The 14,325-nt window shown below is 66.3% G+C and carries 11 protein-coding genes; 6 read left to right on the top strand and 5 right to left on the bottom strand.

Translation table 11 applies throughout. The features are described 5' to 3' along the window. Positions 1 to 2 precede the first annotated feature (2 nt). Complete coding sequence (locus ACZ50Q_RS19380; RefSeq protein WP_092582216.1) at positions 3 to 1,319, bottom strand: YihY family inner membrane protein; 1,317 nt, start codon at positions 1,317 to 1,319, stop codon at positions 3 to 5. Between the two features lie 17 nt (positions 1,320 to 1,336). On the opposite strand from ACZ50Q_RS19380, the gene ACZ50Q_RS19375 reads away from it, so the two are divergent. The 3 genes from ACZ50Q_RS19375 to ACZ50Q_RS19365 all read left to right on the top strand — a co-directional run bounded on the left by ACZ50Q_RS19375 (position 1,337) and on the right by ACZ50Q_RS19365 (position 4,123). Then, complete coding sequence (locus ACZ50Q_RS19375; protein ID WP_076521690.1) at positions 1,337 to 1,708, top strand: DUF2069 domain-containing protein; 372 nt, start codon at positions 1,337 to 1,339, stop codon at positions 1,706 to 1,708. Continuing rightward, the gene (locus ACZ50Q_RS19370) at positions 1,705 to 3,195 is read left to right on the top strand and encodes a protein adenylyltransferase SelO (RefSeq protein WP_464079318.1); all 1,491 of its coding nucleotides are present in this window, start codon (positions 1,705 to 1,707) and stop codon (positions 3,193 to 3,195) included. The genes ACZ50Q_RS19375 and ACZ50Q_RS19370 overlap by 4 nt, the downstream gene beginning before the upstream one ends. A 208-nt stretch (positions 3,196 to 3,403) precedes the next feature. After that, positions 3,404 to 4,123, top strand: coding sequence for a response regulator transcription factor (locus tag ACZ50Q_RS19365; RefSeq protein WP_043518814.1), 720 nt, complete (start codon positions 3,404 to 3,406; stop codon positions 4,121 to 4,123). Positions 4,124 to 4,169: 46 nt separating this feature from the next. Here the strand turns inward: ACZ50Q_RS19365 and ACZ50Q_RS19360 are convergent, their stop codons facing one another. Both ACZ50Q_RS19360 and ACZ50Q_RS19355 read right to left on the bottom strand, forming a co-directional pair. Next, on the bottom strand, positions 4,170 to 5,612 hold the full coding sequence (locus ACZ50Q_RS19360) for a sensor histidine kinase (protein WP_464079317.1): 1,443 nt from the start codon (positions 5,610 to 5,612) through the stop codon (positions 4,170 to 4,172). Positions 5,613 to 5,701: 89 nt separating this feature from the next. Then, complete coding sequence (locus ACZ50Q_RS19355) at positions 5,702 to 7,669, bottom strand: bifunctional diguanylate cyclase/phosphodiesterase (protein WP_464079316.1); 1,968 nt, start codon at positions 7,667 to 7,669, stop codon at positions 5,702 to 5,704. A 533-nt stretch (positions 7,670 to 8,202) separates the two neighbouring features. Here ACZ50Q_RS19355 and ACZ50Q_RS19350 point away from each other — a divergent pair. Genes ACZ50Q_RS19350 through ACZ50Q_RS19340 form a run of 3 tightly spaced genes read left to right on the top strand, consistent with a single transcriptional unit; the run spans position 8,203 to position 11,569 of the window. Continuing rightward, positions 8,203 to 9,585, top strand: coding sequence for a putative bifunctional diguanylate cyclase/phosphodiesterase (locus ACZ50Q_RS19350; protein ID WP_092582212.1), 1,383 nt, complete (start codon positions 8,203 to 8,205; stop codon positions 9,583 to 9,585). 36 nt (positions 9,586 to 9,621) lie between these two features. Next, the gene (gene aroC / locus ACZ50Q_RS19345; protein WP_464079315.1) at positions 9,622 to 10,692 is read left to right on the top strand and encodes a chorismate synthase; all 1,071 of its coding nucleotides are present in this window, start codon (positions 9,622 to 9,624) and stop codon (positions 10,690 to 10,692) included. Between the two features lie 37 nt (positions 10,693 to 10,729). Further along, entirely contained in the window at positions 10,730 to 11,569 is an 840-nt protein-coding gene (locus ACZ50Q_RS19340; protein WP_464079314.1) for a M48 family metallopeptidase, read from the top strand. A gap of 85 nt (positions 11,570 to 11,654) precedes the next feature. Here the strand turns inward: ACZ50Q_RS19340 and ACZ50Q_RS19335 are convergent, their stop codons facing one another. After that, positions 11,655 to 13,622 (bottom strand): bifunctional diguanylate cyclase/phosphodiesterase, encoded by a 1,968-nt coding sequence (locus tag ACZ50Q_RS19335; RefSeq protein WP_464079313.1) that lies wholly within the window; start codon positions 13,620 to 13,622, stop codon positions 11,655 to 11,657. Positions 13,623 to 13,639: 17 nt separating this feature from the next. Then, positions 13,640 to 14,323, bottom strand: a complete 684-nt coding sequence (locus tag ACZ50Q_RS19330; RefSeq protein WP_464079312.1) for a transglutaminase-like cysteine peptidase — start codon at positions 14,321 to 14,323, stop codon at positions 13,640 to 13,642. Between the last annotated feature and the right edge of the window lie 2 nt (positions 14,324 to 14,325).

Below are 14,325 nucleotides of genomic sequence, written 5' to 3'. Positions count from 1 at the left end.
TGCTATTTCTTGTTCGCGCCCAGTTGCAGCAGCACGGGTGCGACGTCATTGTCGGTATTTTGCGCTTCTCCGCAGAGTTCTTCCAGCGTTGGCGTGGTTTGCGGCGAAATCACGGACGAAGCGACGCGCAGGATGTCGGGATCATTGCGCACGCGGGGCTGGCTGCGGTCGATCAGAAAGCGGTCCACGACCGGCGCCATCGAGGTCGTGCGGGCGTCGCAGGTCAGCATCCAGTTGTCTTCGGGGCTGCGGGTAACCAAGCCCATGGCGCTCAGCGTCTCCAGGACTTCATTGAGCTCGTCCTGGTGCAGGCGCAGCTGCGAGGCCAGCGTGTTTGCGGCCACGCCGCCCGGGGTCGACAGCTGTGCCTTGCGCAACGCGCGCAGGGCAGCCAGCGCGTCCACGAACGAGGCGCCGGGATAGCGGTTGATGTGCCAGCGTCCCAGCCTGATCAGGGGGGCGCTGGAGGCGAGCGTGGCGCCCAGCAGGACCGCCAGCCAGGACAGGTAGATCCACAGCAGGAAGATGGGGAGGGTCGCAAAGGCGCCGTAGATGACCGTGTACGTGGGAAACCGCGTCAGGTAAAAGGCGAACGCCGATTTCATGATTTCCAGCACGATGGCCGTGACGCTGCCGCCGATGAGCGCGTCGCGCCACAGCACATCGCGGTTCGGCACGACGACGAAGAGCGCCGCGAAGCCCAGCCCCGTGAGCACCAGCGGGATGAAAGAGATGGCCACACTGACCACCTCGGGCACGTCCTTGATGAGCCCCAGCGATTCGCGGGCCACGAACGAGGTGGCCCAAAGGCTGCCGCCGGCCAGGACCGGTCCAAGCGTGATGATGGCCCAGTACACGAGCGCCCGCTGCGGCAAGGGGCGCTGGCGCGAGACGCGCCAGATGTCATTGAAGGCCTGGTCGATCGTCATGATCAGCAGCAGTGACGTGACCAGCAGGAAGGCGCCGCCGATGGCGGTCAGGCGCGATGCCTGGTGCGCAAACTGGTTCAGGTAGTCCATGATGTTGTCCGAGACGGACGGGGGCATCAGGCTGGTGGTGAGGAAGTCCTCGAGGGCGACCCGGAATTCCTGGAAAACGGGAAAGGCGGTGAACAGCGACAGCACCACCGCCAGCATGGGGACGATTGCCAGGACGGTGGTGAAAGTGAGGCTGGACGCCACCTGGAGCAATTTCTCTTCGTTGGCGCGCTGCACAACAAAGATAAATACGCGTCCGGACCTCGCGACCCATGAAAAGCGCGAGGTCGATCGTTTGGTGACCGCCGGCGTAGCGGCGGCGGGCTCGGCGGGGCGATTCATCAGGCGATAATAGCAGCATGAACCCCGAACTCAACCCCCGCTTGCGCCTGCTGGCCTCGGTGTCGTTGTTTGCCCTGATCGTGCTGTGCGTCGCCTGGGAAACTGTGGTGGCGCCCGTACGGCCAGGCGGATCCTGGATGCTGCTCAAGGCCCTGCCGCTGGCCTTCCCGTTGCGCGGCATCGTGCGCGGCAATCTCTATACCTATCAGTGGGCGTCGATGCTGTCGCTGCTCTACCTGATGGAAGGGGTGGTCCGCGCCATGTCCGATCCGGCGCCCCTGTCCGTCCTGATGGCGTGGGGCGAGATACTGCTGTCGACCACCTTTTTCCTCAGCGCCATTTTCTATGTGCGTCCAGCCAAACGCGCCGCCCGGAGTCAACGCGCATGAAGAATGCCCAATCGCTGTCCGAACTGAATGCCGTCAACTCGTTTGCGGCCTTGCCCGAGGCCTTCTATACCCGGCTGGCAGCCCAAGGGCTGAACAACCCCAGGCTGTTGCACGCCAATCATGAGGCGGCCGCCCTGATCGGCCTGGATCCCGCGGTGCTGTCCACCTCGGAATTCCTGGAGGTGTTTTCCGGCAGCCGCCCGTTGCCGGGCGGAGACACGCTTGCCGCCGTTTACAGCGGTCACCAGTTCGGCGTCTGGGCGGGCCAGTTGGGCGATGGGCGCGCGCACCTGCTGGGAGAGGTGGAGGGGCCCGAAGGCGCATGGGAATTGCAGCTCAAGGGTTCCGGCATGACTCCCTATTCTCGGATGGGGGATGGCCGGGCGGTGCTGCGTTCTTCCGTGCGCGAATATCTGGCCGGCGAAGCCATGCACGGGTTGGGCGTGCCGACCACGCGGGCGCTGGCGCTGGTGGTGTCCGACGATCCGGTCATGCGGGAAACCGTCGAAACCGCCGCGATCGTGACGCGGATGTCGCCCAGTTTCGTCAGGTTCGGCTCGTTCGAGCACTGGTCGTCGCGGCGCCAGCCCGACCTGCTCAAAACGCTGGCCGATTATGTGATTGATCGGTACTACCCGCAGTGCCGCGAGGCGCAGGCGGGGGAAACTCCCTCTGAAACCGCGCCCTACGTGAATCTGCTGCAGGAAGTCACGCGCCGCACGGCGCTGCTGATGGCCGATTGGCAGGCCGTGGGGTTTTGCCATGGCGTCATGAATACCGACAATATGTCCATCCTGGGGCTGACGCTGGATTACGGTCCCTACGGTTTCATGGACGGTTTTCGGTTGGGACATATCTGCAATCATTCGGACGCCGAGGGGCGGTATTCCTGGAATCGCCAGCCGTCCGTGGCGCTCTGGAATCTTTACCGGCTGGGCGGCAGTCTGCATATGCTGGTGCAGGACGCCGATGCGTTGCGCGCGGTGCTGGACCAGTTCGAAGCCATTTTCACGCGCGCTTTCCACGACAGGATGGGCGCCAAGATGGGACTGGCGGCCTGGGTGCCCGACGACGAGGCGCTGCTGGACGATCTGCTGAAACTGATGGATGCCAATCAGGCCGATTTCACCCTGACCTGGCGCCGGCTGGCCGATGCATTGCAGGGCCGGCGCAGCGCGTTTGAAGATCTTTTTATCGATCGCCCCGCGGCCGGCGCCTGGCTGGATCGGCTGCTGGCCCGCCATGCGCAGCAAGGTCGGCCCGTGGCCGAAACCGCCGCCGCCATGAATCGCGTCAATCCCCTTTATGTCCTGCGCAATCACCTCGCCGAGAACGCGATCCGCGCTGCCAAAATGGGGGATCCTGGTGAAATTGATACGCTGCTTAAACTACTGCGTAACCCTTATGTCGCCCAGGACGGTTATGAACGTTATGCCGGGTTGCCGCCGGATTGGGCCAACGGAATCGAAGTGAGCTGTTCTTCCTGAAGCCGATTTTGAGATATTCGCGGCACGATTAATCCGGCGGCAAACCCGGCTTGCGAAAAAAACGCGCGAAAAATGCAAAATATCGCCGTTTTTTTCACTGCAATCATTCGTTTCCATTGTAAAAGTCGTAAGATTGCCGGCTCCGGGACCTTTTTTTCAAGAGTCTCCAGGGCATTTGTCGACAATCTCAATGTAAAGCGCTCTGAATATGCCTGGTGCAGATGGTTTGCTATGTATCGGCCTGCTTGAGGACGATGCCGATTTCCGCGAGGAATTGGCGCTGGGCCTGGGCGGCTACGGCTTTCGCGTGGCGTTCGCCTGTGACAATGCAGTGGCCTTTTATCGCCGGTTGCAGGAGCAGCCGTGCGACATCGTCATCCTGGACGCCCATCTTCCCGGCGAGGATGGTTTTTCCGTCGCCACGCGCCTGCGCGCCTTGAGCCCGGTGGGCATCGTCATGTTGACGGGCCGCAGCGCCCTTGAGGACCGCGTTCGCGGGCTGGAAGGCGGCGCCGACGTCTATATGACCAAGCCGGTCGACCTGCTTGAACTCAGTTCGGTCATACGCAGCCTCGCGCGCCGGATGCGCCTGGCAAAGGCGCCGCGCCCGGCCGATGCCGAGACGCGCGCGTCGGCGGACACGAACTGGTCCCTGCAGGACGGCGGCTGGATTCTCGTCGCCCCGGACGGCGCTTCGCTGCACCTGAGCGCGCAGGAGCGGACGTTCCTGGTGGCCTTGATGGATGCCGCCGGCAGCGCGGTCAGCCGCCAGGCGCTGGCCGAACTCTTCCTGCCGGACAGCCCGGGCGGTTTTGAATTGCGGCGCATCGACGTGCTGGTGAGCCGGTTGCGCGCCAAGGCGCAAAGCGCCGGCCTCAAGCTGCCGGTGCTGTCCGTGCGCGGCCAGGGCTACGTGTTCGCCGCATGACGCGGGCCGTGGCCACGAGCCGTGGACCGCGCACGCCGATTGGCGCCTAGGCCTGCGGTCCGCAGGTCGGCAGGGTGACGACAAAGCGCGTGCCCACGCCCACCTGGCTTTGCACCGTCAGCGTGCCGCCCTGGCTCTGGCAGATGCGCCGGGCCAGATACAGCCCGATCCCCATGCCCTGGGTCTCGCGATGCGCAGACCGCCGAAAGCGCGGCTCGAAGATGCGGGCCTGTTCTTCTTCCTCGATGCCGGCGCCGCGGTCGACGACGGCCGCCCACGTCATGGGCGTGTCGCCGACCCGGGTATGACCGGTTTCGATACGCACCGGCTCGTTGGCGGGCGAGTACTTGATGGCGTTGTGGATCAGGTTGCGCACGACCACGCTGGTGAGCGGACGGTCGCAGTAGACGGGCAGCGGGGCGTACGCGTCGACCACGAGCGCATGCGCCGTATCGGGCTGCATGGCGTGGACCACGTCGCGCACCAGGTCGGCCAGGTCGGTCTGTTCGCCGCGCGGGCTCCAGGCGTGTTCTTCCAGGCGATCCTGGTTCAGCAACTGGTCCATCAGCTCCGTCATCCGCGCGACGGACCGGTGGATGCGCGCCAAGCGCGTATCCACGGTTTCGCCGCTGTCGGAGAGAATCATGTCCAGGGATTGGGCCGCGGCACTGATGGTGGCCAACGGGGCGCGCAATTCGTGCGAGATCAGCGCATTCATCTGCCGCTGCGTGTCGAGCGCGCCGGCCAGTTCCGCCAGCCGCAGTTCGCCCTGGGCCAGATGCTCGGCGTTCGTGGCGCCATCGGCGGGGCGGGCCGGCGCGAGGTCGACGGAGGTATTGAGCGCCAGCCAGAGCAGTGCGCCCGAAGCCAGCATCAGCCGCAATACCTCGATGCCGGCGTCGGCGGCATCGGCGCCGCCGGCGGTCCAGGCATCGTGTCCGAGTATCCATGCCGATGCGCCATACGTGAGCGCCAGGGCCAGCGCCAGGGACATCTCGCGCACGCACCGTTGCCTTGCCGCACTTGCCAGAAACCAGATTGCCAGCGGCACGCTGAGCAGGGCGCAGACGCCCGCGATGGCGGCGGGCAGCACGCCGGATTCGGTTTCGTAGACGAAGATCAGCGCCAGCGCCGCCACGCCGCACAGCGCGATGCTGATGGATCGGCACGCGGCGGCCAGCATCGTGGCCCAGCGCGAGCCTTTCAGAAGGGGGGCGGTCAGGGCGAGCAGGGCCGCGTAGGAGGCGGCCTGCAGCGCGCCCGGGGGCATCAGCGCGGGCAGGGATCGGAACAGGCCTTCCACCAGCGCAAAGGCCATGCCTGCCGCGTACAACGCGTTGCGGGTATGCGCCCAGGCCACGCCGCAGGCCAGTGTGCATGCGATCGCGACGCCAGCGGTCAGGCCGGACTGCAGGCTGTCGTAGTCGGCATTCAGCCCGTAGGCCAGCGCATGGCCCGGCCAGAAAAGGGCGCATAGCAGCAGCCCCATCCCCGGCCAGGCGGATCTCCGGAGGGAGCCGGCCCAGCTCGCGCGAAGGTGGCGGAAACGCCAGCGGGTGCGAAGAAACAATCCTTCCGTCAACTAGGAACCCATTGGTGATCATGCGCGAGATCGTGCGCGTGGGCGAAGTTTACGACAGCCCCGCTGATCGCGCGGACGCCGATCTCTTCCAGCACGAACTGCGTGGCGCTGTCAGGCACGTCGGCGGCATAGACCGCCATGTCCAGCGTCCTTGCGGTGGCGACCACGGTGGCGGCCAGGTGCTGGCTGCCGGGGCTGTGGAGCAGGCCGGTGATGAAGCTGCCGCAAAGCGTCACGTAGGACACGGGGAATTCATGCAGGTGTTCCATGGCGCCGAATTGCTGCGACAGCCTGGACACGCCGACCCTTCCGCCGGCGCCGGTGACGATGTCGCAGAGCAGGCGCACGTCGGCGCCTTGTTCCACGAGTCCCGCGGCGTCGACGTCGAGGATGAGCCGCATCGTCAGCGCCGGCCGGTCGGCGAGCATGCGTTCAAGCCGGGTGAAGAACGACCCTTGCGCGAGCGTGGCGAGCGACACCGGCACGGTGAGCGCGCCTTCATGGGTGAAGAGCCAGTCCAGTCCCAGGCGGATCGCCTGGATGTCGCATTCGGCCGACAGGCCCAGGCGCACCGCCGGGGGCATGAAGATCGAGGCGGGGACGGGGTCCGTGCCGGACGCGTCGTGCAGCGCCAGGGTGGCCTCGTAATGCAGCACCGCGCCGGACAGGTCATGCAGTGGCTGGGCCGCCAGCGAGAACCGGTGCTGCTCCAGCGCCGTGACCAGCGCATCGTGCCAGCTGTATTCGCCGATACGGGTGCTGTCGGCGGCCTGGCTCGCGGGCGTGATCTGGTCGTCGTCTGCGCTTTCCGCGCACATCAGGGCATGGTCCAGGCGGGCCAGGATGTCGCTCATGTTGTCGCCCGAGGCGAACGCGGCCATGGCCAGCGCCCAGCGGCACCAGCCGTATTTGTCCATCGGCACGCGCAGGGACCGCAGCTCGCGCCGCACGCGTTCGGCCAGCAGGCTGGCCTGCGGCGCTGACGTGCGTGGCAGCAGCAGGGCGAAGTCCGAGCCGCTGATCCGCGCGAGCAGCGCGCCCGGACCGCCGAATTCCTCCACCAGCTTGCGCAGCCGGTCCGACGACGACCGCAGCCACTGGTCGGTGAAGGCGCGGGACAGATGCCGGTTGATCTGCGCCAGATCGCGCTGGCGGAACATCAACAGGTGCCCGCCCGTGTCGTCGGATTTGTCGGTCAGGGCCAGCCTGAACTGGTCGATGAAATGCTTGCGGTTGGACAGGCGGCTGATTGGGTCCCGGTAGATCTCGCTTTGCAGGGATTCGATGCGGGCGTTCTGTTCCTGCACCGTGGCGGCCACGCGCCGCTGCGCATCGACCAGCGCCTGGTCCACCCCCGGCATTTCGCAGGAGCCGGTCAGCGCCGTGCCGGCGCCCGGCGCCAGGGCCCGGACGCGGTCGCAGATGTCCCGGGAGGTCCGGGCCTCGATCCACCGCACGAGGTTGGTCGCGAAAAGCGCCCAGAAAGCGGCGGCGGCCAGCGCCAGGCCCAGCACTCGCACACCGCCTTGCCATAGCGTGTCGCGCGCCAGCCGCGCGTCGGCCTGCACGGTCAGGGTGCCCTTGGTCTTGCCGTTGGGCGTGGCGAAGGGCCGGGACACCGCCGGCGCTTCCATGTTCAGCCACGCGGCGCGCCAGTCCCGGTCGCGGCCGACGGCCGGCGGCGACCGGCGCTCGACGCGCAGGACATTTCCTTCATTCGTGATATTTACCAGCGAATACAGGCCTTGGCCGAACAGTTCATCCGCGAGCTCGGCCTGCTCCTGCTGGGTGCCCGTGCCGTGGGACAGCGCCCACGCCAGCGCGTTGGCGCCCGCTTCGCTTTGCTGCGCGAGCTGGGTGTTCAGGTAGCGGTGCGCCGCCAGCATCCCGAGCGCCTGGGCGCCAAGCAGGATGAAGCCGATCAGAAGAGCGGAGCATAAAAGCAGCCGGCGTAATGTGGGCATGTTACTTGCGTGTCCCTTCCTGGGCTTGCGCGGTGCCGGCGGGGTATCGCGTCGGCTGCCGCCTAAACGGGAGCGTCAGGCGGCAAGAACGCCTGCGCGGGATAAAACCTGGATATCAAACGTGACACACGTTACGGAGATTGCGATGGCAACGCTGACACTGTAATGGGGCCTGTCACAGAACGCACAGAATATTACGAAATCCTCGGTCATATCAGACAAGGTGTGCAATTATTTCGCTCGTGATAATTGGCCGGTTGAGAACTATTGAGACACTGCGTATTAATTTTTGGCGCTTCGGTGTCGTAGATGGAGCGAGGCATGGCGAGAGGACCGGCCAGCGACTGCCATCCAGGACCCTGCCATGACCTGCCGCGAGCAAACCAAGAACCCAAGGATGTCAGGAAAGAAGGGGCGTGTTGCCTCCGAAAAGTGGCGTGTTTTTGCGAAAGCAATGCATAATTTAAAATATGTTACAGCCCCTGGGCCCGTGGTCGGGCCGCAACGCCGGGGGCATATGGATAGGGGGCTCCGTGCGTGAGAGTTACCTGCTCGCACTGTGCCTGACGCTCGCGGGCGCACTTGCAGCGATCAGTCTGCTTTTCGTCCGCCGGGAGCGCACGCTCCGGCGGCGTTTGACGCGTGACGAATTGACCGGCCTCCTTAGCCAGCAGGAGCTGCATCGTCGCGTGCGTACCTGGCTGGGCAAGCCGCAGGGCACGACGCGCCGCGGCGCCTTTTTTCTGGTCAGTTTCGAACACTACGCCCAGATCAGCGCGATGCTGCGCGCGGGCGAAGACCAGGCCCTCGTGGTGCAGGTGGCGGACCGGCTCGGGCTGGTCGCCCGCGCGCTGGGCGGCATGGCGGCCCGTGCCGGTGCCGATTCGTTCACCGTCTGCGTCCCCAGCGTGGACGAAGAGGGCGCCGCGCAGGTGTCGGCCAAATTGCTGGCCGACCTGAGCGCGCCCTATGAACTGGGAGGCCGTCCCCTTATTGCGGTCTTTCGGATTGGCGCCGCCCTCTATCCCGCCCACGGCCGCAGCGTCGAAGAACTGCAGCGCTGCGTTCAGGTCGCGATGGTCCCGCTCAAGGAACGCGGCGGCGAGGGCTGGAACCTCTTTGATTTCCGTCTGCTGGCGCGCCAGCGGGATCAGCAGGGCCTGGAAAACGACCTGCGGCTGGCGTTGACCACGCCCGACATGGAGCAGTTCGAGCTGTACTACCAGCCGGTCTGCGACAGCGGCACCGGGGTGGTGCAGGGCTGCGAGGCCCTGCTGCGCTGGCATCACCCCGTGCTGGGCAGCGTGTCGCCGGCCGTCACGATCGAACTGGCCGAACGCAGCGGCCTCATCGTGCCGCTGGGCGCCTGGATCCTGGAGCGGGCTTGCACGCAGGCGGCGCTGTGGCCGTCCGCCTGGCGCGTCCACGTGAATCTTTCCGTCAAGCAGATGGACGAGGACAGCCTGGTGCAACTGGTGACCGACGTGCTGGAGGCCACTCGCCTGTCTCCGCGCAAACTGGTGCTGGAAATCACCGAATCCATCTTCATCCTGCACTACGAGCGGCACGTAAAGATCCTGAACATCCTGCGCGACAAGGGCATCGGCGTGGCATTGGACGACTTCGGCTGTGGCTATTCCAGCCTGAACCACCTGCGCCATCTGCCCATCGACTGGGTCAAGATCGACCGCAGCTTCATTTCCGCCCTGGAATCGGACGCCGGCAGCCGCGAAGTCGTGTCGGCCCTGTTCGGGCTGTGCCAGGCGATGCATCTGCCTGTCGTGGCCGAGGGGGTCGAGACGGAAGGTCAGCGCGAAATCCTCAAGTCCTTGGGATGCCGCGTGATGCAGGGCTATTTGCTGGGTAGGCCCGCGCCCGCCGCCCAGATCCAGGCTTTGGCCTCGGCGGTGTCATAATCGGGGTTGCTTGCAAACCCGACCTGTTGACTCCCTATGCCCGGCAATACCCTAGGTACTCTCTTTACCGTCACGAATTTCGGCGAATCCCACGGGCCGGCCATCGGTTGCGTCGTGGATGGCTGTCCCCCCGGATTGGCGCTGGACGCCTCGGACATCCAGGCCGAGCTGGACCGCCGCCGTCCCGGCACCTCGCGCCACGTGACGCAGCGCCAGGAAGCCGACCAGGTCGAGATCCTGTCGGGCGTTTATGACGGCGTCACCACCGGCACGCCCATCGGCCTCCTGATCCGCAACACCGATGCGCGCAGCAAAGACTATTCCAACATTGCCGACACCTTCCGGCCCGGCCACGCCGACTTCGCCTACTGGCGCAAGTTCGGGGTGCGCGACCCGCGCGGCGGCGGCCGTTCGTCCGCGCGCCTGACGGCGCCCACCGTGGCGGCCGGCGCCATCGCCAAGAAATGGCTGGCCGAACACCATGGCGTGAAGGTGCGCGGCTACATGAGCCAGCTCGGTCCCATCGCGATCCCTTTCGTTTCCTGGGACGAGGTGCCCAACAATCCCTTCTATGCCCCCAATGCCGAGGTCGTCCCCGAACTGGAAGCCTATATGGACCAGTTGCGCCGGGACGGCGATTCCATCGGTGCGCGCATTGAAGTCGTCGCAGAGAACCTGCCGGCCGGCTGGGGGGAACCCATCTACGACCGTCTCGATGCCGACATTGCCCACGTCATGATGGGCTTGAACGCGGTCAAGGGCGTGTCCATTGGCGCCGGCTTCGACTGCATCGCGCAGCGCGGGTCCGAACATGGCGACGAGATCACGCCCGAGGGCTTTCTGAGCAACCACGCCGGGGGCGTGCTGGGCGGCATCTCCACGGGCCAGCCCATCACCGTGTCGCTGGCGATCAAGCCCACGTCGAGCATCCGGGTCGAGCGCCGCTCGGTCAACCGCGCCAACGAGCCGGTGATGGTCCAGACGCTAGGCCGCCACGACCCCTGCGTCGGCATCCGCGCGACGCCGATCGCCGAGGCCATGCTGGCGCTCGTGCTGATCGACCACGCGCTGCGCCACCGCGGGCAGTGTGGCGCCGCCCCGGTCTGATACGCTTTCCCGTTGTTGAAATGGCTTGGAGGCCGACATGAAACAGAAGCGTCATTTTCTGCGCAATGCCGGAGCCGTGCTGTCGCTGACCGTACTGGCCGGCTGCACGGGCATGAACACTACGCAGTCTGGCACCGTGGGCGTCAATCGCACGCAATATATGTCCAGCATGGTGCCCTCGCAGGCACTGGAGCAGGAGGCGGCCCAGCAATACGCCGACATCCTGCAGCAGGCCAAGTCCAAGGGGCTGCTGGACCGCGACGCCAAGCAGGTGGCCCGGGTGCGGGACATCTCCCAGCGCCTGATCGCGCAGGCGGGCGTGTTCCGTCCCGATGCGACAGGCTGGAAATGGGAAGTCCACGTGCTGTCCAGCGACGAAATCAACGCCTGGTGCATGCCCGGCGGCAAGATCGCCGTCTACACCGGGCTGATTTCAAAGATCAATCCGACCGACGATGAGCTGGCCGCGGTGCTGGGCCACGAGATCGCCCACGCGCTGCGCGAACATGCCCGCGAGCGCGTATCCCAGCAGATGGCCACCGATCTGGGCTTGCAGGTGCTGTCCATCGCCACGGGATCTCCCGCGGCGTCGGACCTGGGCGGGCAGTTTACGAGCGTGATGTTCACCTTGCCCAACAGCCGCACCCATGAGACCGAAGCGGATCGGATGGGCGTGGAACTGGCCGCCAGGGCGGGCTACGACCCGCGCGCCGCCGTGACGCTGTGGCAGAAGATGGGCGCGGCCAGCCAGGGCAGCGCACCGCCCGAGATCCTCTCGACCCACCCGTCGGCCGCCTCGCGCATCAGCGACCTGCAAGCCGCAGCGCAGAAGGTGATGCCGCTTTACGAACAGTCCAAGGGCCAGGGCGCGCGCTGAGCGCGTCCGGCCTCGCGCTGACGACACGGCCCGCGCGGCAAGGCCTGCGCGGGCCGTTTTGCATGGTCTGCCGATCGCGGGGCCTTCAGCCTTGTCCCCCGCTGGCCGTCTTGACGCCCTGGCCGCGCATGATCTCGATGCCCAGGCCGTGCAGGATGCGTTGGGTCTCCGCGTCCGGCACGTCTTCCGCATAGACCGCGATCCCCAGCGACCGGGCGGTTTCCAGCACCGAGGCGGTCAACTGTTGGCTGCCCGGGCTTTGCGACATGCCACCCACGAATCCACCGCCCAGTTTCACGTAGGACAACGGCAGCGTGTGCAGCTGCGCCACCGCGCCGAACTGCTGCGCCAGGCGGCGCACGCCGATGTGCGCGCCGAACTCCGCGGCGACGCGCGCAAACGCGGTGATCTGCTCGTGGCATTCGACCAGCCCGTGCGCGTCGATTTCCACGAACAGGCGGCGCGCCAGCGGACGGTTTTCGGTCAGCAGCAGCGCAAGCTGGCGCATAAACTTCTGGCCGCGCAGCGACGGCAGCGCCACGCGCACGGCGAGTTCGCCCGGATGGCGGGCCAGCCATTGCAGGCCCAGCCTCACGGATTCCAGGTCGCATTCCGCCACCAGGTCCAGCCGCACGGCCGGCGGGATGAAGAGCGTGGCCGGGATCGGCTCCTGGTCGGGCGCGGTGCGCAGCATCAGCATGGCTTCGGTCCGCACCACGCGGCCGTCCAGCGCGAGCAGGGGTTCTGTCGCCAGTTCGAAATGCTGTCCTTCCAATGCCGTCTGGATGGCGTCCTTCCATGCGCGCTCGCCGGCTTCCGAGGGCGATTGCATGTCGGTGGCGCCCGCAATCACGACTTGGTCGTTGCCGGCGCTTTCCGCACGCATCAGGCCGAAATCCAGTCGCGCCAGCACGGCGCCTGCCTGGCTGCCGTGTCCGTAATCGGTCATGGCCTGCGCCCAACGGCACAGATGCCCCTCACCGACCGGAATGCGCGAGGCGTGCAGATCGGCCCGCACCTGCTCGGCCACCATCATGGCCTGCGGCGCCGCGCAGCCGGGCAGCAGCAGCGCAAAATCGGATCCGTTCAGGCGCGCGAGCAGGGGCGTCGCCACATGCATGCGCGTCAGCGACCCCTGGATGCGTTCGCAGGCCGCGCGCAGCCACTGGTCGATGAATTCACGCGGCATGTGCCGGTTCAGGTCCGCCAGATCGCGCTGGCGGAACACCAGGACATGCCCGCCATCGATCCGGGACGTGCCCGCCGCCGGCCGGGTTTCCAGCGCGCGCCGGAACTCGTTGACGAAGTACTTGCGGTTGGGCAGGCCGGTCACCGGGTCCTGGTTCAGCTCCAGTTCCAGCGACTCGATCTTCGCGTTCTGCTCTTCGACGCTGGCATGGATGCGTTCGCGCGTCTGGTTCAGGGCCTGCACCACGCCGGAGAGCTCCGGCACCCGCGCCTCGACCTGCTCGCCCGGCGAGTCCCGGCCGATGCCGCGGACGTGGTCGCTGATCTCGCGCAGAAGCCGGTTCTTGATCCAACCGACCAGCACGAAGGCAAAGACGGCCCACAGGATGCCCGCGCCCACCACCAGCGCGATCATCTTCAGGCTGCTGCGCCACAAGGCTTCCCAGGCATAGGCGTCGTTGGCGATCAGGGTGACTTCGCCGATCTGCCGCCAGCCGTCGCTGACCGCGTGGCTGGCCGCTTGGCTATCCAGCGGCGCCAGCGCCTGGAACCACGCCGGCACGGAAGCCGCCGTCGCCGTGGACTTGCGCTCGATCAGCACCTTGCCCTCGGGATCCGTCAGACGCACCAGCGAGAAGTGCCCGCCATCGTAGAGCGCCGACACCAGCAGCTCCTGGACGACCGGGTCATTGTTCGCCGGTTGCGACAAGGACAGGGCCAGGGACACGGCCGCGTCGGTGCTTTGCACCTGGAGCTGGCCCGAGAGGTATTCGCGCGCCGAGTTGACGCTGAGCGCCAGCGTCCCCAGCAAGATGACGCTGATGGCGAGGGTGACACTGAGCAGGAGCTGACGAAGTATGGACATAGTCTTGTTTCCGGACATCAGGGGCGGATGCCTTCCCGTTCCATGCGTTGAAGGAGGTCGCGCCAGCGGCTGAGGCGGTCGACGGGCGCGGCAGCCTTGCCGTCCACGTAGACGCCGTCGGCGTTGAAACTGAACACCGGCGTCAGGTCGCGCCGCTGCGTGGCCGGCAGGATGGTTGAGATCAGGCTGTCCAGCACCAGCGGGACGGCGTTCGGGGTTTCGTAATAGCCCAGCACCATGTGCGCCACCTGGCTGCTGCTGGCCGCGCCGCCAATGCGCGCGCGCACGTAGATGAAGCGCAGCTTGTTGGCCGGCACGCCCATGGAGAGCAGGGTGAAATACTTGCCGATGACATAGTCTTCGCAATCCCCCGCGCCTCGCCCCAGCGATTCCAGCGGCGTGGCCCAGTAGTCGGCCTGCTTCCAGATGATGGAATCCTCGCCGGAAAGGAGGGCGCGGTTCCAGAAATCGTTGGCGACGGTGAGGCGGTCCTTGTTCGCGGCGGGCGCGGGGCTGCGCAGCAATTGCAGCCAGCTCGAGACCGATTTGGAGCCCTTGGCGCCGTAGCGGCTGGCCGACAGGCTTTGCAGCCGGTCGGAGTTGACTTCCAGGGCGGAACTGCCCGTCCAGCCGCAAGCCAGGCATAGCAACGCCAATCGGCACAGAGTCAGCGCGCTACGGTAACGGCGGGTCGATGGCATGA

This window comes from Achromobacter sp. T5-5, assembly GCF_055397965.1.
Note: the sequence above shows the minus strand (reverse complement) of the source record. Positions and strands in the feature narration are given on the sequence as shown.